17 protein-coding genes are annotated in these 17498 nt (G+C 38.5%); 4 read left to right on the forward strand and 13 right to left on the reverse strand.

Going from position 1 to position 17498, the window contains the following annotated elements; all coding sequences use genetic code 11:
- The first annotated feature begins 223 nt into the window (after positions 1 to 223).
- Together OSJ91_RS22885 and OSJ91_RS22890 are read left to right on the forward strand one after the other, a co-directional pair.
- Complete coding sequence (locus OSJ91_RS22885; RefSeq protein ID WP_485890503.1) at positions 224 to 1687, forward strand: glycoside hydrolase family 68 protein; 1464 nt, start codon at positions 224 to 226, stop codon at positions 1685 to 1687.
- Positions 1688 to 1863: 176 nt separating this feature from the next.
- The gene (locus tag OSJ91_RS22890; RefSeq protein WP_350300101.1) at positions 1864 to 3378 is read left to right on the forward strand and encodes a glycoside hydrolase family 32 protein; all 1515 of its coding nucleotides are present in this window, start codon (positions 1864 to 1866) and stop codon (positions 3376 to 3378) included.
- A gap of 464 nt (positions 3379 to 3842) precedes the next feature.
- On the opposite strand, the gene OSJ91_RS22895 is transcribed toward OSJ91_RS22890, so the two are convergent.
- From OSJ91_RS22895 to OSJ91_RS22935, 9 genes are all read right to left on the reverse strand, one after another.
- Entirely contained in the window at positions 3843 to 5600 is a 1758-nt protein-coding gene (locus OSJ91_RS22895; protein WP_485890504.1) for a SulP family inorganic anion transporter, read from the reverse strand.
- Between the two features lie 16 nt (positions 5601 to 5616).
- The gene (locus tag OSJ91_RS22900) at positions 5617 to 6210 is read right to left on the reverse strand and encodes a beta-class carbonic anhydrase (RefSeq protein ID WP_350300103.1); all 594 of its coding nucleotides are present in this window, start codon (positions 6208 to 6210) and stop codon (positions 5617 to 5619) included.
- A 273-nt stretch (positions 6211 to 6483) separates the two neighbouring features.
- Positions 6484 to 7215: a PepSY domain-containing protein gene (locus tag OSJ91_RS22905; protein ID WP_413019572.1), complete on the reverse strand. Its 732-nt coding sequence runs from the start codon at positions 7213 to 7215 to the stop codon at positions 6484 to 6486.
- 4 nt (positions 7216 to 7219) lie between these two features.
- Positions 7220 to 8587 carry a sensor histidine kinase gene (locus OSJ91_RS22910; RefSeq protein ID WP_485890505.1) on the reverse strand — a complete coding sequence of 456 codons (1368 nt, stop codon included), beginning with the start codon at positions 8585 to 8587 and terminating at the stop codon, positions 7220 to 7222.
- Positions 8584 to 9285, reverse strand: a complete 702-nt coding sequence (locus OSJ91_RS22915; protein WP_485890506.1) for a response regulator transcription factor — start codon at positions 9283 to 9285, stop codon at positions 8584 to 8586. Before OSJ91_RS22915 ends, OSJ91_RS22910 begins: the two co-directional genes overlap by 4 nt.
- Before the next feature lie 293 nt (positions 9286 to 9578).
- Positions 9579 to 10040 (reverse strand): NUDIX domain-containing protein, encoded by a 462-nt coding sequence (locus tag OSJ91_RS22920; protein WP_485890507.1) that lies wholly within the window; start codon positions 10038 to 10040, stop codon positions 9579 to 9581.
- 451 nt (positions 10041 to 10491) lie between these two features.
- Positions 10492 to 11211: an alanyl-tRNA editing protein gene (locus OSJ91_RS22925; RefSeq protein ID WP_413019574.1), complete on the reverse strand. Its 720-nt coding sequence runs from the start codon at positions 11209 to 11211 to the stop codon at positions 10492 to 10494.
- Positions 11199 to 12248 carry a threonine aldolase family protein gene (locus OSJ91_RS22930; protein ID WP_485890508.1) on the reverse strand — a complete coding sequence of 350 codons (1050 nt, stop codon included), beginning with the start codon at positions 12246 to 12248 and terminating at the stop codon, positions 11199 to 11201. The genes OSJ91_RS22925 and OSJ91_RS22930 overlap by 13 nt, the downstream gene beginning before the upstream one ends.
- Before the next feature lies 1 nt (position 12249).
- Positions 12250 to 12693, reverse strand: a complete 444-nt coding sequence (locus tag OSJ91_RS22935) for a MarR family winged helix-turn-helix transcriptional regulator (RefSeq protein WP_350300109.1) — start codon at positions 12691 to 12693, stop codon at positions 12250 to 12252.
- A gap of 372 nt (positions 12694 to 13065) precedes the next feature.
- On the opposite strand from OSJ91_RS22935, the gene OSJ91_RS22940 reads away from it, so the two are divergent.
- On the forward strand, positions 13066 to 13281 hold the full coding sequence (locus tag OSJ91_RS22940; RefSeq protein ID WP_350300110.1) for a hypothetical protein: 216 nt from the start codon (positions 13066 to 13068) through the stop codon (positions 13279 to 13281).
- Positions 13282 to 13544: 263 nt separating this feature from the next.
- Here the strand turns inward: OSJ91_RS22940 and OSJ91_RS22945 are convergent, their stop codons facing one another.
- The 3 genes from OSJ91_RS22945 to OSJ91_RS22955 form a co-directional block, all read right to left on the reverse strand.
- Entirely contained in the window at positions 13545 to 14252 is a 708-nt protein-coding gene (locus OSJ91_RS22945) for a DNA alkylation repair protein (RefSeq protein ID WP_350300111.1), read from the reverse strand.
- 292 nt (positions 14253 to 14544) lie between these two features.
- Positions 14545 to 14949, reverse strand: coding sequence for a YbaN family protein (locus tag OSJ91_RS22950; protein WP_350300112.1), 405 nt, complete (start codon positions 14947 to 14949; stop codon positions 14545 to 14547).
- Positions 14950 to 15145: 196 nt separating this feature from the next.
- On the reverse strand, positions 15146 to 15790 hold the full coding sequence (locus OSJ91_RS22955) for an MBL fold metallo-hydrolase (RefSeq protein WP_485890509.1): 645 nt from the start codon (positions 15788 to 15790) through the stop codon (positions 15146 to 15148).
- 222 nt (positions 15791 to 16012) lie between these two features.
- Here OSJ91_RS22955 and OSJ91_RS22960 point away from each other — a divergent pair, with 222 nt between their 5' ends.
- The gene (locus OSJ91_RS22960) at positions 16013 to 16228 is read left to right on the forward strand and encodes a hypothetical protein (RefSeq protein ID WP_350300114.1); all 216 of its coding nucleotides are present in this window, start codon (positions 16013 to 16015) and stop codon (positions 16226 to 16228) included.
- Between the two features lie 413 nt (positions 16229 to 16641).
- Here OSJ91_RS22960 and OSJ91_RS22965 read toward each other — a convergent pair whose 3' ends face one another.
- Positions 16642 to 17493, reverse strand: coding sequence for an aldo/keto reductase (locus tag OSJ91_RS22965; protein ID WP_485890510.1), 852 nt, complete (start codon positions 17491 to 17493; stop codon positions 16642 to 16644).
- Between the last annotated feature and the right edge of the window lie 5 nt (positions 17494 to 17498).

Here is a 17498-nt window from a genome sequence, read left to right on the forward strand (position 1 = left end):
TAGTACACTTCTTGCCTCCTTTGTTGGGGCATTTTTTTGTACGTCGAAAACTACGATATCAATATAAGACTAAATTCTAATCAATATATGACATATCCATAGAATTAAGACTAACCTATAATTTTATTAGTACTTCAAACAGGCGGGACTGTTACTCCCAAAAAGTAATCGTTCCACTAGACTTTATTTTTATATACTAATAAACATTCTAGGAGGAAGGCATATGAACCTTAACAGGCTTGCCAAACAAGCAACAGTAATAACACTTAGTACAGTTATCTTATTAGGAGGCAGTCGCTCAGAAGCTTTCGCGGCAAAAGACCCATTAGATCACAATAAAAAGTATGGCACTTCACAAATCACTCGTTACGACATGCAAAAAATGATTAATCAACAAGGCGATGAAAAGTTTACAGTTCCCAAGTTTGACGAATCAACAATAAAAAACATTCCCTCAGCAAAAAAGTATGACAAATCAGGAAATTTAATTGATATGGATGTATGGGATACCTGGCCATTACAAAACGCTGATGGTACAGTGGCAGAATATAAGGGCTATCATATCGTATTTGGATTAGCTGGAGACCCTGAAAATGGTAGTGACACGTTCATTTACTTGTTCTACAAAAAAGTTGGAGAAACATCCATTGATGCTTGGAAAAATGCTGGCAGAGTATTTGATGATAATGATAAAAATGTTCCAAATGATCCTTATTTAAAAAATCAAGCAGAAGAGTGGTCCGGTTCTGCAACCTTCACGTCTGATGGAGAAGTTCGCTTATTCTATACAAATCGCGGACAGTTTTCACCAGATTCTAAGCAATACGGTAAACAAACATTAACAACAGCTCAAGTAAACTTATCTGAGTCAGGTGCCAATACATTGCAAGTGGATGGCGTAGAAGATTACAAATCCATCTATGAAGGCGGAGACAGCAAGTTTTATCAATCACATGATAAAGCTTTCGGCGATGAAAATTTTAGTGATAATCATACATTGAGAGATCCACACTATATTGAAGACAATGGTCGTAAATACCTTGTTTTTGAAGCGAATACTGGGACTGAATATGGTTACCAAGGAGAAGAATCCCTTTACAACAGGGCTTACTATGGCAACAGCAATAAATTCTTCCAAGCTGAAAAGGATAAACTTCTGCAAAGCTCTAAAAAAGGTTTAGCTGAATTAGCAAACGGTGCCATTGGCATTATTGAAATAAACGATGATTATACATTAAAAAACGAAATGAAACCCTTGATTGTTTCGAATACAGTAACAGATGAAATTGAACGTCCTAACATATTTGAAAAAGACGGAAAATGGTATTTATTCACAAGTACAAGAGGATCAAAAATGACCATTGATGGAATTGATGATAAAGATATTTACATGTTAGGCTACGTGGCAAATTCTTTAACTGGCCCATACAAACCGTTAAATAAAACAGGAATTGTCTTACACCAAGATCTTGATCCTTATGATATTACTTGGACATATGCTCATTATGCTATCCCACAACCGGAAAGCGATAATGTAGTTATCACAAGTTACATGACAAATAGAGGTTATTTTAAAGACCATAAATCTACCTTTGCCCCAAGTTTTTCACTTAACATCAAAGGGCCAAATACAGCTGTGATAGAAGATAGTATTCAGGAACAGGGTCAACTAACGAATAACCAATAATTTAATGTTCATCAGAAGTTTTACAAATTTAAACAAAAAAGAAAATGTCTGTAAAATCGGCATTTTCTTTTTTTAATTAAATATGCTTTACATTATCTTAGGAACAAAATAGGGAAAATAAAAGCGTGGTGATTTACTTGGACAAAATAGTTTTTAATAAGAAAGGTTTTAAGTCGTTGGCTCTATTAATACTTGGATTGTTTACTGCCGGATTATTAGTCTATTTAATCAAATCAACTTTACCAGTAAAGCATGAAGAGGAATCGTATCGAGCTAACTACCATTTCACTGTACCTGACAAATGGAAAAACGATCCTCAGAGGCCGATTTTCATTGATGGAGAGTACCATTACTTTTACCTCTATAATGGGGATTATCCGGATGGAAATGGAACAGAATGGCGTCATTCAACCTCAGAGGACTTGGTGCATTGGAGTGATCAAGGGATAGCCATTCCGAAATATACCAATGATAATGGAGATCCATGGTCGGGATCAGTCGTTGTGGACAAAGAAAATACGGCAGGCTTTGGAAAAGATGCTCTTGTGGCAATTGTTACGCAGCCCTCCAAGGATGGCGGTAAACAGGAACAATTTCTATGGTATAGTACGGACAACGGTAAAACATTTACCTCCTACAGTGATGATCCCATCATCTCAAATCCTGGAACGAAAGATTTTAGAGATCCAAAAATCATCTGGGATGACAATGATCAAAAATGGATAATGGTCATGGCTGAGGGAACAAAAATAGGTTTTTATAAATCTCACAACCTAAAAGATTGGCAGTATATGAGCAGTTTTGTCACGAAAAACATTGGTATTGTAGAGTGCCCTGACCTTTATATGTTACGGGCGGATGACGGGACTTTAAAATGGGTACTTGGTGTCAGTGCTAATGGGCAATCGAATGGTAAACCAAACACATACGCCTATTGGACTGGAAGCTTTGATGGAATGGAATTCTTCCCAGATTCCAATGAACCGCAATGGTTAGATCATGGCTTCGATTGGTATGGTGGAGTTACATTTGAAGATGGGACAGAAAGCGATAAATATAACAAACGGTATGCCCTCGCTTGGATGAATAATTGGGCCTATGTCGATAATACTCCGACCCTAAAAGAGGGCTTTAATGGAATGGATTCCATCGTTCGCCAAATCGGGCTAAAACATGCAGGCAACAACCTATATTATTTATCTTCACAACCTATCGAAGCATTGAAAGAATTGACGAGTTCAACGGATTCTTATGAACAAATTGAAGTGAATGGCTCCAAAACTCTAGATATAAAAGGTGATGTATATCAATTGGAGACGGATATCAATTGGTCAGACATAAACAATGTAGGCTTAAGGCTTCGGGAATCAGCAGATCAAACACGCCACATCGACGTAGGAATTTTTGCAGAAGAAAACTACTCTTATGTCAATCGAACTTTTACCGAACACCCTGACGAAAGTAATCAATATATTAAAAGCATCGCTCCATATGATGCTAGCAAGAAACATGTTCACTTAAAGATCCTCATTGATAAAACAAGTATTGAAGTGTTTGTGGATGATGGAAAGATTGCATATTCAAATTTAATATTCCCTGAATTTGATGATAAAGGAATATCCCTCTTCTCAGAGGGAGGCAAAGCGGTCTTTCATAATATTAAGATCAAACACCTCGATTCGATTAATTGAACATCATTTATGAATGGCGATACTATGGTTTATACTTTGACCGCAATTCACCATGTCTACCCAAAACTCTTCAAATGGGAGTAATAACGAAAAGCCGGATTCAACAAGTATTGAAATCCGGCTTTTCGTAATGGCTGAGAGGCTCCCTACAAGGGGGAAACTGTTGAATCAACTACTATCCCACCGGTTTGTTGGTTAATGGTATGGGTTTATGATGTTTAACGAAAGTTAACTTCAGTAAATTAACCCGTGCCATACAAAGGTACTTGTAGAAGCTACTGACCACAATATGTAAATGGAGGCTGTCCCTCCCTCTTCATTGTGTCTTTATGAATCTATTTGTATTTAAGTTACTTCCACTTGTAATCTTCCTGACTACTACTTAGCCATGGCGAATTAGGAATATAGCTGATTAGGAATAAGAGCATCTGCCAAAAGCAGATGCCTTATCTTCTTGACAGGAGTCAAGTTAATCCTATCTCCCGTTTTCTTTTCTGTTTTAATAACGCAGGCTTTGGAACTTCCTGTGAGAGTGCGGTACATTCAGCAAATGAAAACTGTTTACACCCTTTACAACGGTTCTCATCCAGTTTGGATAAAGCTTTATTAATGGCATCTCCCGTACTGGAAAAGAACTGTTCCTCACCAACCAGTTTAATAAATCCGGTTTTTCTCAGCATTTCTTTAGGTTCCTGTTGAATTCCGGAAATCAACACTTGTAGGTTATGAAACTTGAATTGCTTCACGATGTCGGTTAAAAGTGCTTCTCCTGATGTATCGATAAATGGCACATTGCTCATTCTTAATAGCAGGACTTTTGGTTTTGATCGCATTATTTCCTCGATTTCTTCTTGCAGCCTTTCGATTGTGCCAAAGAATAAAGGTCCTTCTATCGTATACATGTTAATCTGCGGGCAGCTTGAACCTTGTTGCACCATTTCTGGTTTAACTAGTTTATCAGCTGGATCTGGTAATACCTTTGATAATTTCAATGTACCGCTCATCAGTTTAACGAACGATAGAATGGCTAATAGTAATCCGATCCCGACACCTGTTGTCAGGTCAATCAATACGGTTAACACGAAGGTAACGATCAATACGACCGAGTCCATGGTTTTTGCTTTTAAGATATGCGAAAATTCTTTGCGTTCGCTCATGTTCCATGCGACAAACATAAGAATGGGGGCCATGCTGGCCAAAGGAATGGCCGAAGCATAAGGGGCCAAACTGACTAACACCAGCAATACCACCAGCCCATGAATCAGGCCTGATATGGGGGAGACTGCACCGTTTTTAATATTCGTTGCGGTACGGGCGATGGCACCTGTAGCCGGAATGCCTCCAAATAAAGGCGTAATCATATTGGTCAATCCTTGCCCCATCAGCTCTTTGTTGCTGTTATGTTTACTGTTGGTCATGCCGTCTGCCACTACAGCGGATAAGAGTGATTCAATTCCTCCAAGCATGGCAATGACCAAAGCAGCCGGAAGGAGTTCAATCACCAGACCGCCAGTGATATGGGGAAACTGAAAATGGGGCAATGCATTAGGAATGGCTCCATAAGCCGATCCAATGGTCGCTACCTGACCTGGAAAGAATAAGCTGGCGACTAGAGTTGATACAATCAATCCCAGCAATGCTCCAGGGATTTTCGGTAAATATTTTGGAGTTAATATGACGAGAGTTAAACTTATGATAGCTACCAATACACTATAGATATTCACTGTATTGAAGTTCAATATGATTTCTTTCATATTTAAAAGAAAGGCTTCTTCTTTTTTTAAATTACTGAGTCCAAAGAAATTGGCAATCTGGCCAGAGAAGATAATCACAGCAATTCCAGCAGTAAAGCCGATCGTAACTGGACGGGGAATAAACTTGATGAATTTTCCTAGTTTGAAGACACCCATAAGAAATATCATGATACCTGCCAGGAAGCCGGCGATTAACAGTTTTTCATATCCGTACTGCATGACCACACCGAACAGTACCGGGACAAAGGCGCCAGTCGGGCCTGCAATTTGATATTTCGAACCTCCAAAAAGGGAGACCATGATTCCTGCAATAATTGATGTGTACAGTCCATATTCCGGTCTTACTCCGGAAGCAATGGCAAAGGCCATCGCTAAAGGAATCGCTACAATCCCAACTACCACCCCGGCAACCAGGTCTTTCTGAAAATGGCCTAAGTTGTATCCTTCAAGCCTGCTAGAACCTATCATTTTATCGCTCCTTCTATTATTGAATTTGTATTTCGTCCTTGCTGACAACGTTGCTATATCCATCTATGATTCGATCCAATTTACCCGTTTCGGGATGGATGACCATACCGTGAACGGCGATGGAATCCGGTAATAATGGATGGTTTTCAATCAAACGGACACTATTCGTTACACTCTCCTCAACGCATTGAAAGCCTGAAAGCCACTTTGATAAATCAATACCAGAGTTTGTAAGGATATCAATTTCCTCCTGACTGACTTTCTTCTGCTTTGCGGCATCAAGAAGTGAAGAGGATTGAAGCCCCACCATACCGCATCCGTGATGTCCGATCACACACACTTCCTCCACTTTTAGCTCATAAACAGCGACAAGGATACTGCGCATGATGCTGCCAAAGGGATGAGAAACAATAGCTCCAGCGTTTTTAATGATTTTCGCATCTCCATTTCTTAAACCCATCGCCTTTGGAAGCAATTCCAACAGACGGGTATCCATGCACGTTATGATGACGATCTTTTTATCTGGATACTTTGTCGTTTGAAACCTTTCATATTTGTTTTGATCGACAAACGTCTTGTTGTAATCCAGAATGCTAGAAATAACTGACATTACTTATTCTCCTTTCTCGTGTTGAAATATGATGGAAATGTTCTATGTACAATATTCCAGATGCCTTTCATAAACGGTCTTATTTGGCTCTGTTTTATCATTTGGTGCTTTATTCCATGTTAGAGATATTAAATTAGAGCTAAATGATAGAAGGATTAGAAAATGGTGAGAATTATTACAGTTCCTTCTCTTTTTTTTTGCATTTTTCTTACTCAAAAAAGGGTGATGCATATTTAACTATGCATCACCCTTTTTTATGTTTTGTTCCAATTATTATTCGGTGCCGTCTCTATCATCCACTTCATCATCTTCCCATGTGATTGTTTTTACTTCTTTTGTGTAGCCGTCCACTTGAACGACTGCGTCTCGATCGTCCTCTAATTCAACTTCGACCAAATAATAAGGTGTCTGATCTGAAGGTTGATAAAATTCTGTATCATCACCTGTTCCTTTTACATGTTTTTCGGCAATCGCAATTGCTTCGTTTTCTGTAATGATACTATCCGCTACCATTGTCGAGTCAATTATAGCTCCTGTATATGGGTCGAGGATTAAGGTGATTTTTTCATTATTCTTATTTACCACTGCTTTATAATGGGAGTTGTCTTTCTCCTGCACAAAATCAATTTGTTCCAGATCGCCTTGTGAGGAAATACGCGCCTTTATTTCATTTTGGGTTAGTTGCTTTTGGGGTGTTTTTTCCGCCGTTTCTTCAGAATGTACTATGGTTTCTTTTTTTATAGAACGAACTTCACCGCTTTTCTCATCCATACTAATAAGATATACCCCAGTTTCGAGCTGCATTTTAATCTGATATTCTTCACCTTCAGTTTTCGTTGTCTTTATAATGGTTCCAGGATATTTATCCTTTGCTGTCTGGTTCACTTCTTCTTCCGTCAAGCTTTCCGCGGATAATGATGGAGCCCACCATTGAAATCCGACGAATAATAGCAGACCGAAAACGAGAGTCGATCCAGCTGTTATCAGCACTTTTCCATTCTTCATCGTATCACCCATCCAACGTCATTCTGGCTTTATTAAATAAAAGAGTAACGTTCGTTCCTCTGCCTTCGAGGCTATCCATTTCAATCCGTACATCAATTGCATCAGCAATTTCCTTTGCCACGGAAAGCCCTAAACCTGATCCGCCTTGCTTTCGGCTTCTTGCTTCATCTACACGATAAAAGCGATCGAACACTTTTGGCAATTCCGCCTGTGGAATTCCATCCCCTCTGTCTTCGATGCGGATATATGCGTCTCTACTTGTTTGTCCTATGTAGACTGAGATTTGCTCGTCACTATACTTTCTTGCATTATCTAAAAAAATAAACAATAGCTGTTTTAACTTTTGCACGTCCGTAAGTGCTTCAATTGCATCGCTACTATCAATCTCCACTGTTCGATTGTACGCATTTTTATAGACTTTCGCTAAGTCTGCCATGATATCGGTCAGATTGACGTTTTCCTTCTCTATATTCCATTTTTCCTGATGCTTTGCAAGCAGGAGCATTTGCTCTGTCATCTCTCTCATTCTAATGGCTTCAGAATGAATGGCCTCTATTGATTCATCAAACAACTCAGGACGCTCCAACCCTTTTCTTTTCAAAAGACTTGCATAGCTTTCTATGACAGTTAGCGGTGTTTTTAATTCATGTGAGGCATTTGATACGAATTGCTCCTGTTTTTTGAAGTTAGCTTGCAGCAAATCAATCATGTGATTAAAGGTTTTCCCCATTTCCACAAGTTCATCTTTTGCTTTTTCTTCCAGGCTAAGTCGCTTAAATTGGCCGCTTGTTTGAATCTCCTTCATCGTATCAATCATCGATCGAATCGGACGGGCGATAAAGTTACTAAGAATAGTGCTTGATATTAGAACAGGTATCATGGCAATGATTGTAACAGCGATTAATACGATGCGCAGAACAGCGAGCATTTCTTCGGTTGCTGAAATGCTTTTGGTGATTTGAAGATTAACTACACTTCCATCCCCCCAAATGATCGGGTTTGAAACGAATACATACTTGTTCTGATGATAAGTGATGATCGCGCTCTTCTCACCGGGATAAAAGCTGCTATTGCGATTGCTTAATTGTTTCTCAGAATTGGATGTAACAGCTGTACCTTTTCGTTGACCCTCTTTTACAATACCAATCATGCCATCTATAGGCAGATAGGATCGAAGTAAATCATTTGGAGATATATTATTAACGTTTTTACTAACATCAAAGGCAATTTTCTCTGTCTCCGCTTTCGCACGATTAAGTTCATTCACCACCATCAGATTACTAAAGACAAAATAAATGGAAACATTCATCAATAGGAGCAGGAAAATGAATAGCACCGCTGTATATAAATTTATTTTCTTGCGAAGTCTCATTTTGCATCCTTCAGGACGTAGCCAACGCCTCTTACAGTATGGATAAGCGGCGTATCAAAACCATATTCGAGCTTTTTGCGAACATATCGGATATACACATCCACCACGTTTGTTTCTCCATAGAAATCATACCCCCAAACCGCTTCCAGTATTTGATCCCGGTTTAGCACTTGACGCTTATTCTTCAGTAAATAAAGAAGTAAATCATACTCCTTTGGCGTTAGGTCAATTTCGCTTTCACCTCTAATGACTTCACGTGTTTTGACATTCACCTTTAAATCAGCAGTATTCAGCCATCCCTCGTATTCATCTTCCATTGAAGGTGCAGCAGTCCGCATTCTTAAAACCGCACGAATTCGGGCAAGCAATTCCTCAATTTGGAAAGGTTTAGTGATGTAGTCATTCGCACCGCGATCAAGACCGGAAACTTTATCTTCAACCGAGCCCTTTGCAGTTAACAGGATGACAGGGGTGAAATTGTTTTTCGTACGAATTTTCCGAAGCAGCTCGATCCCGCTTATGCCTGGAAGCATCACATCCAATAAGATCAAATCCCACTTTTGTGATCGATACGCTTCAAGTGCTTCCTTTCCGTCCATTGCCTTTCCGACTTGGTAGCCTTCGATTTCAAGCTCCAATTCAAGCAGTCTTAAGATTTTTTCTTCGTCCTCTACGATTAGTATTGATTCTTTACTCATTTGGAAGACCTCCTTTTGTGTGGGACTGTCCCCATTTATGTATTATGTCAAACAAAGATACTACAGATAGAACACTATGAAAATAGTGTATTATGACGAGTTTAATGGGTGTATGATTTGCTTCCGGCGAAGAGTCTCGCTAAAGGTAATCCTGCAAAGCAATCTTTCTAAACTACCCAATAAATTTAAATAGCCATATTCTTTTACGAAAGAATATGGCTTTATTTATTCACTTTGTTGGCTGGTTCACGCAACGCTCTTATTAAAGATCACGCCCGTTTGTTGAACAGGCTTCAATTAATATCCCCTAAATAAACTGGAGACTTTTGATTATTAACATGCTGTATGATATATTTCCTTAGTTCTTTAGGATATATCCTATTCTGAAGTAAATCATTAATATGTATCCATTCTACCCCTACTTGGTGACTATCTGGATTGGTAGGCGATTTATAAATTTTCTCTTTTACCAGGTCGCAAACAAAATAGTATTCAACTTGGTGAACATTAAAATCGAATGAAGAATGCTCGTGGTTTTTTCCTATATACTCACGAATATGAAGCAGCTCTCCAACCTCCACTTCTTCTCCAACTTCTTCAATACACTCTCTTAATAATGCGTTATGAATAGTTTCGCCGTGTTCTTGTCCACCGCCGGGGAAAAGATTAAAATACCCCTCATTATCTTGATTTTTTGTTAATAAAATCTTATCTCCACTAATTATAATAGCTTTTGCTGAGTTCCTTATACTCATGAGCGTCCCCCTCCAAAACATCTCCTGCATTTTACCTAAATCCTATTCAATTATCTAGCCCAATCGTTGACCAATGATCAAACAGCACGATCCTGCCAATTTAGCTCTATAAAAACAAGAGCTGCCGAAGCAACTCCCTTAGTGCAGCAGTATTATTCACATGATACAGACCAGTTTATAGCTAAGAAGTTCTTTTCAACGTTAGGTGTTTTATTGTTTTCAATACATGCACTTTTTGTGCTTTCGAGTGTATTAAAGTTTGAGATGATAGCAATTGCAGAAAATGAAAGAACTATAAAACATAGTATAAAAGACTTTTTCCTCTTAATATTCACACTATCATCCCCCCTAATCCTATTTTAATGATCAAAACTGTACAATAGCCAGCCATATAACCCCCTACCTCCGTTCAAGTAACGCACCGTTTTGAAGAAGGATTAGATAGCAGAACTTAACCCAATAATTGAATTTTAATTCTTTTTTTCGTGGGACCTTTTTGTTGAATTTTCATAATGGAAAAGTCTTTAATTTCATTCGTGTTGTTGACGTGGGTTCCTCCACATGCTTGCTCATCAATATCATTTATTTGAACGATTCGAATTTCGTTAAGCGAAGCTGGAAGTAAATTAATGACCGTTTTAATTACCCCTTCTTTTTGCTCTGCTTCAGCTCTGCTAATTGTTAGCGTGTGAACATTATGGGGTTGTGCCAGTACCTTCTTTATCGATTGTTCTAATTGATTGAATGGGATTTCTTGTATTATTTCAGGAGAAAAAGACAGCTCTAATCTCGCATGTTCTTTTTCAATTTGACTGCTTGTAGCTAAAGCATTGTAATGTTGATAAAAATAACCTGAAATGACATGCAATAATGTGTGATACTGCATATTCTGATACCGCCAAGTCCAGTCAATCTGCATTTCAACTGATTGATTAATGTCCTGTAATGGTCGTTCTAGTTCATGAACCACTTCACCATCTACTTTTTTTACTGTTAATATAGTATAGGTTTCATCACCTTGTTTAATGATTCCCCGGTCACAAGGCTGCCCACCGCCGCCTGGATAAAAAATGGTTTGATCGAACACTACAAATCGGTCTTGTCTGGAAACGATATTTGCCGAACATTCTTTTAGATAACTATTCTCTAAATATAACTCTATCGTGGCCATTTTTTTGTTTCCTTGATATCCTCTACAAGCATGTCAACATGTTCTTTTTTCGTAGCCCAACTGGTACAAAATCTCACAGCACTGTGTGTAGCATCGACTTTTTCCCAGAAGGAGAATGAATACTTTTTGCCTAATTCCAAAATCACATCTTCCGGCAAGATGGGAAATTGCTGATTTGATGTGGAATCATATCGTAATGAAAATCCATTTTCAACAAATGCTTCTCGAATCATCATTGACATTTCCACGGCATGTTTAGAAATTTCATAGTATAGGCCGTCTTCAAATAAGGTTTCAAACTGGATCCCCAATAGTCTCCCTTTAGCCAGCATTCCTCCCCTTTGCTTGATGAAATAGCGGAAGTCCTTTTTCAGGGCATCATTCATGATGACTACCGCTTCACCAAACATTGCACCAACCTTCGTTCCCCCTATATAGAACACATCACATAGCCTTGCAACATCCGCCAAGGTTAAATCGCTGTCCTTCGAAGCCAAACCATACCCTAATCTAGCGCCATCCAATACCAACGGCAAACCACATTCCCGGCAAACTTCACTTAATGCTTCCAATTCGGCTTTACTATAAGTCGTTCCATTTTCTGTAGGGTTAGAAATGTAAACCAAGCCTGGCTGTACCATATGCTCATGAGTAACATCATTCCAGTGAGCATCATATAATTCTTTCACCTGTTCAGCTTGAATTTTTCCATCATCACTCGGCAAAGTAAGCACTTTATGACCAGTGGCTTCAATTGCTCCTGTTTCATGTACCGCGATATGCCCGGTAATTGCAGCAACTGCACCTTGATGCGGCCGCAAAATTGAAGCGATAATAGTTGTATTCGTTTGTGTTCCACCCACTAAAAAGTGTATATCTGCATTTGCAGCATCACACTCTTTTCGAATGTAAGCTCTCGCTTTTTCACAGTGTTCATCCACTCCATATCCGGGTGTTTGTTCTTCATTGGTTTCTATTAATCGTTTCAGAATTCGCTTATGAGCACCTTCTGTATAATCATTTTCAAAACGTATCATCCTATAATCTCCCCAAACTATCCAATTTCTTCTGAATGAACATCATAGAAGCATGGATTTCTTTTATTTCGTTTTGTGATAATCCTTGGAATAACCTCACTAATTGTTCATCAGATCTTTCATTAAGTTGGTCAAAAAGAGTCAACCCTTCAGGAGTCAGCCGAATTAGACTAGTTCTGTTGTCCAAGGCCGAGTTTTCCTTCATAACCAGTCCATCTTTTCTTAACTTATTAATTATTCTGCTCATATAGCTGCGATCAATTTCCAGTTTATCAACTAAATTGTTTGCTATACACTGCTCCATCAAACCGATTTCTAAAATTACCCGTGCCTCAGTGAAAGAATATCCGGTATCCAAAATATGCTTATCCAACACACCAAGTATATTCGTATAAAATCTATTGAATTGCCGTATATCAGCTATGGTTTTTTTATTTATATTCATTAAAGACTTCCTTTTTAGTGGACTTTATCCACTAATACTTTATTGTGATTAGTGGACTTTGTCAACGTTTTTTTATAAATGTTTGAAGGATCAATCGATACCCTTAGTTTGACCAATTTCAAAAAATTCACTTTTAGCTTGAACCTGATTTAATTTACATTCTTTTAGGTTGAGTGTTTCTTCTCGAGGAAGTTACATACTTTAATTAGAAACACTTGTGCAATTTCCCACTTAAACTCCCCTCCCTCCATTGTTGAAGAAGTACATCCTTTGACCCATAACTTTTATCTGAGATTATCGAACACAGGATGAGTTAAGGTGCATAAAATAGGATTGTGATATTTAACTATATTTTTGAAAGGATGTAATATTGTGTATCCTCCTTACACTAACCCACACCAGCTCAAACAAGAGACATTGTCACAGGTTGGCCCTTGGGTACAGTATGGTTTAAACGAAGCTCAAAAAACATCTGTCCCTCATGCAATGATGGAAATTGCAGCTATTGCCTATCTGATGGGCAAAGGATATGATCCAAGGATGGCGCATCAAATAGTCGAATCATGGGAAGTTAATGAAATGTTTTAACTGCTGCAGCTTTGAAATAATGATTAATCAAAATGTCGTTTTTAACCCCGATATTAGCGTAAATAAAAAAAATCCATTTTGAAAAAGGATTTTTCAAAATGGATTTTCTTGTGAATTATTATTCAGTTTGATTATTTTTAGTGAGCCTTAATGATCTTCGCACCCGTTCGTTGTTTATGAAAATGAGCTGAAGTGCTTTACCCATACATAATTACTCAAGTACTGTATCTTTATAATTACACTTCAATTTTGCGAGGCTAATTTTAACATCTTACATGCTTGCGTTTAAAACCAAGCTTTCCTTTACCGACTTCTTTTTGAATACTTTCGTAAGCATTTAGAAAACTGCTTTTTTTCTTGTCCCGTTTGACTTCTACTATTCCTATTGCCTTTGCGGTCTCGACTGCCTTTTCATGGAGCGGCAAATATGAAATCCCCACGGTGTATAGAAAATTATTCATAGCGGATTTCGTTCGTTCTGGCGAATCGTGAATCGTATTTTTCACAAGGTCAAGCATATTGGAAATCTTGCTTTCTGAAAATTCAACGTCTAGCCGATTTCCTAAAAGCCAACAGTAGCAACTCCAGCCCGCTGACATTCTCAGCTCTTCACCGCTTGCAATCCATTTATCAGAAACTTCTTGTGCAATATCTGACTCTGATAAAGTTACAGCCACTACATAATCGGACAGCATATAAAAATACGCAGCATCCATCCAACGATCATAATCAGACTCAGTCATGGCTTTTGGGTCTGCAATAATGCCTGCAAAGTACATTGCATCATAGTTGCCTGTGGAATAAAGCTCTTCAGCTAAATGCTGATTTATTTTTATTTTCCTTACAATTGGTTTCATGGCGCCTGTAGCCACGCCAAAAAGAGGCTCATGCGCACCATTGGATATGTACATTTTTTTAGTTCGTTCCTTGCCAAGGGCTTCAAGCTCCTGCATGACCATTTCTAAATTCATCGTTTAGCACTTCCTTCTTTATGGAGTTTCCCCCTAATATTTGCCCATCAAATATATATCACCATTATCCTATAATAGACTGCCATTTGTCAGCACCGTCTAAGCACATGAGTGTTACGCAGGAATGCACTTAATGAATGTTGGCACTTTATTCCGACTGATGGCAAGAAACACTGCCTTCTGATACAGTTGCTTAGGATCAGGGGATTTCCCCTTTGTTTTTGTTCGATTCCACTGCCCCGTTAGCTCCATTAGAAAAAGAGCTGCCGAAGCAACTCCGTTATTTGAAGGTTCAAAAAGCTCTTTTTTCCGTACTGTTTCGATCAATTGTCTTAATTTTTTTAATGAAATAATAATGTTTGTAGAGGGCGAGCACGACCAATAAGATTTTCACTAATAGGATGTCCACATAAAATACAGAAATTACGATGAAGAAATCGGCAATTAAATTGATTCTGATTTTCTCTCTTCGAGTCATACCTTTTTTTTGCAGAAATGCTTCAACGTATTTTTCATATAATGAGGTGCTCTTGAACCAATTTTCAATCGACTTGGAACTTTTAGCAAAGCAAAAGGCAGCAAATAAGTAAAACGGACCGCCCGGCAGAACTGGTAACACAGTCCCTGCAATACCAATCAAAAGAGATATGGACCCAAGAAGAAAGAATAGGACACTTTTTACTTTTTTTATTGTCATCACCTTTTTATTTATATTCTATCCCCTTATAACGTAAAGAGGAAGTCTAATTGATTAGTATCTTCCCTTTTTGTTCTTGAACTAACCTGCCCTTTAGTTATTAAGGATATCTTATCAATTCATTCTTCTGTCGCAACATTTTTTAGACATCGCAATCATCGTGACTTTATATTAAATCCACATCTCATCCTTACATTCATTCATAGAGCATAGTAACGACACCAGCATATTCCGACAAATTTTCTTTGGAAATATCCAATGTCTTAACTTCGGTTGTTCGCTGTCCGGAAATCTGAAGAAACTTATCTAGCTTTGAAAACATCAAGCCAACAACCGACAATGCCTTTGTTCTATAGTGCATAGGGATAGTAATAGTAGATTTCAATTGACGCATTACTTGAGTAGCTTCTATGGCATTAATCGTGACTGTACCTCCTACAGGAATGATGAGAATATCTACTTTTCCAATTTCATTTACTTGTTCTTCTGATAATAGATGCCCTAAATCTCCGCAATGACAGATAGTTAGATCGTCCATTTGGAAACGATATAAAATATTGGGGCCTCTCTTCTCGCCATTTACCTTGTCGTGAAATGTCTTAAACCCACTAATTCTTACATCTTCGCGGATGTATTCCTTCGGCTCGTTCACAAGCAAGTAATCACCTGTTGCAGCTTGAATTTTATTGTGATCGAAATGATCATGTGTAACGGCAACTATATCTGGTTCAACGCTTGGCATACGGTAACGGATGAAGCGATAATATGGATCAATAAGAATCCTGGTTCCTCTTTCGGATGTTAGTAAAAAGGCAGAATGTCCAAACCATTTTATTTTCATACTAAAATTCTCCTTACTATGCAATTGATTTAAAATTATTAAAATCAAGCAACTTTTAAGGAACCTTGGATTTACAGTTAAAAATATATTCCATTTATTATAATTCCACTATTCATGTAATAGTCCTTCTACACCCTTCCCATAAGAAAAGAGATGCCTTAAAGACACCCCTTTTCTTCAGCTAACGCCCCCGTTAGTAAGTCCAATGAAGAATACTGGATCATGTCTTCTGCCCCCGAATCTCCTGATTTCGCTAATGGACTATTTTTAACAGCGGTTAACTTGGGAACGACAATTGGTGCTGCAGCAGGTGGATTATTCATATCAGAGCTGGGGACACAATACGTGGTATTCGTGGGTTTACTATCATTGATAGTAAGTTCGGTAATGATTTTCCTAAGAAACTACAAGTTTACTGCTACACAACAACTTTCTTGAGTATGAAAAGGCTAGGCATGCTCACTGCCTAGCCTGCTTGTAGATAAAAGGGGTTCCATCTGAATTTTTAAACAAAGTTGATTGGAGCGGGTGTTCGAGACTCCTGCGGGAAAAGCGCGTCCAAAGGAGACCCCGCAGGCGCAAGCCGAGGAGGCTCCCGGACCGCCCGCGGAAAGCGAGTGCCCTACGTTCCAATCAACGTTCATATTTTACACTCCCTCAAAAAAATGTAGGCCATCTTAATTAATATCGAGTTTGTCTACAGTCCGAGGCTAGGTAAGCCACTGCCTAGCCTTTTCAGCGATTCAGATTCCAATTTTCTACAATCCCCATCATAATGTTTATAATGAAGAAAAGCCGATATTCCTAAAAAGGAAATCGACTATTTCTACGCTTCATTTTGGAAGAGAGCGTTAAATATCAAGTTTACGGGTACTGAGCCATTTCACAATTTCAGGATCGTTATGAGAAAAGAACAAGCTCTCTTTCGTATCTAACGCAGCAATCTTCTCTATATCTTCTTGGTTCAATTCGAAGTCAAAGATTTTGAAGTTTTCGATGATTCTATCCTTACGAACAGACTTTGGAATCGCAACGACTCCTCTTTGTGTCAACCATCGTAAAATCACCTGTGCCACAGATTTATTATACTTTTCGGCGATGGACACTAATATTCCGTTCTGGAACATGTCATTTTTTCCTTCAGCAAATGGACCCCATGACTCTATCTGAACATTGTTCTCTTGCATAAGTTTCGCACTTTCTATTTGTTGGTTAAAAACATGAGTTTCAACCTGGTTTACTGCAGGAATTACTTCATTGTGGATAATCAAATCCACTAGACGATCCATCTGAAAGTTACTAACTCCAATTGCCCTGATTTTTCCCTCACGGTACAATTCCTCCATCGCGCGCCAAGAACCATATACGTCCCCATATGGCTGATGGATTAGATACAAATCCAGATAATCCAATTGTAGTCTTTTCAGCGAATTTGCGAATGCGTTCTTTGTGCTCTCATAACCAGCATCCTGGACCCAGAGTTTTGTAGTAATAAACAATTCCTCTCGTGGCACACCACTCCGCTTGATTGCTCTGCCGACTGCTTCTTCATTTAGATAAGAGGCAGCGGTATCGATAAGACGATAGCCTGCCATAATAGCGTCATAAACGCTTTGTTCACATTCATTTTCATCTTGTATTTGAAAAACCCCAAAACCTAGTATCGGCATCTCAACACCATTGTTCAACATTACTTTTTGCATATGAA

Source organism: Bacillus sp. T-10(2022), assembly GCF_056502895.1.

Bases quoted from the DNA above. Each gene is read 5' to 3' on its own strand.
- OSJ91_RS22885 (WP_485890503.1), top strand. From the start codon at position 224: ATGAACCTTAACAGGCTTGCCAAACAAGCAACAGTAATAACACTTAGT.
- OSJ91_RS22895 (WP_485890504.1), bottom strand. From the start codon at position 5,600: ATGATAGGTTCTAGCAGGCTTGAAGGATACAACTTAGGCCATTTTCAG.
- OSJ91_RS22900 (WP_350300103.1), bottom strand. From the start codon at position 6,210: ATGTCAGTTATTTCTAGCATTCTGGATTACAACAAGACGTTTGTCGAT.
- OSJ91_RS22905 (WP_413019572.1), bottom strand. From the start codon at position 7,215: ATGAAGAATGGAAAAGTGCTGATAACAGCTGGATCGACTCTCGTTTTC.
- OSJ91_RS22910 (WP_485890505.1), bottom strand. From the start codon at position 8,587: ATGAGACTTCGCAAGAAAATAAATTTATATACAGCGGTGCTATTCATT.
- OSJ91_RS22915 (WP_485890506.1), bottom strand. From the start codon at position 9,285: ATGAGTAAAGAATCAATACTAATCGTAGAGGACGAAGAAAAAATCTTA.
- OSJ91_RS22920 (WP_485890507.1), bottom strand. From the start codon at position 10,040: ATGAGTATAAGGAACTCAGCAAAAGCTATTATAATTAGTGGAGATAAG.
- OSJ91_RS22925 (WP_413019574.1), bottom strand. From the start codon at position 11,211: ATGGCCACGATAGAGTTATATTTAGAGAATAGTTATCTAAAAGAATGT.
- OSJ91_RS22930 (WP_485890508.1), bottom strand. From the start codon at position 12,248: ATGATACGTTTTGAAAATGATTATACAGAAGGTGCTCATAAGCGAATT.
- OSJ91_RS22935 (WP_350300109.1), bottom strand. From the start codon at position 12,693: ATGAATATAAATAAAAAAACCATAGCTGATATACGGCAATTCAATAGA.
- OSJ91_RS22945 (WP_350300111.1), bottom strand. From the start codon at position 14,252: ATGAATTTAGAAATGGTCATGCAGGAGCTTGAAGCCCTTGGCAAGGAA.
- OSJ91_RS22950 (WP_350300112.1), bottom strand. From the start codon at position 14,949: ATGACAATAAAAAAAGTAAAAAGTGTCCTATTCTTTCTTCTTGGGTCC.
- OSJ91_RS22955 (WP_485890509.1), bottom strand. From the start codon at position 15,790: ATGAAAATAAAATGGTTTGGACATTCTGCCTTTTTACTAACATCCGAA.
- OSJ91_RS22960 (WP_350300114.1), top strand. From the start codon at position 16,013: ATGTCTTCTGCCCCCGAATCTCCTGATTTCGCTAATGGACTATTTTTA.
- OSJ91_RS22965 (WP_485890510.1), bottom strand. From the start codon at position 17,493: ATGCAAAAAGTAATGTTGAACAATGGTGTTGAGATGCCGATACTAGGT.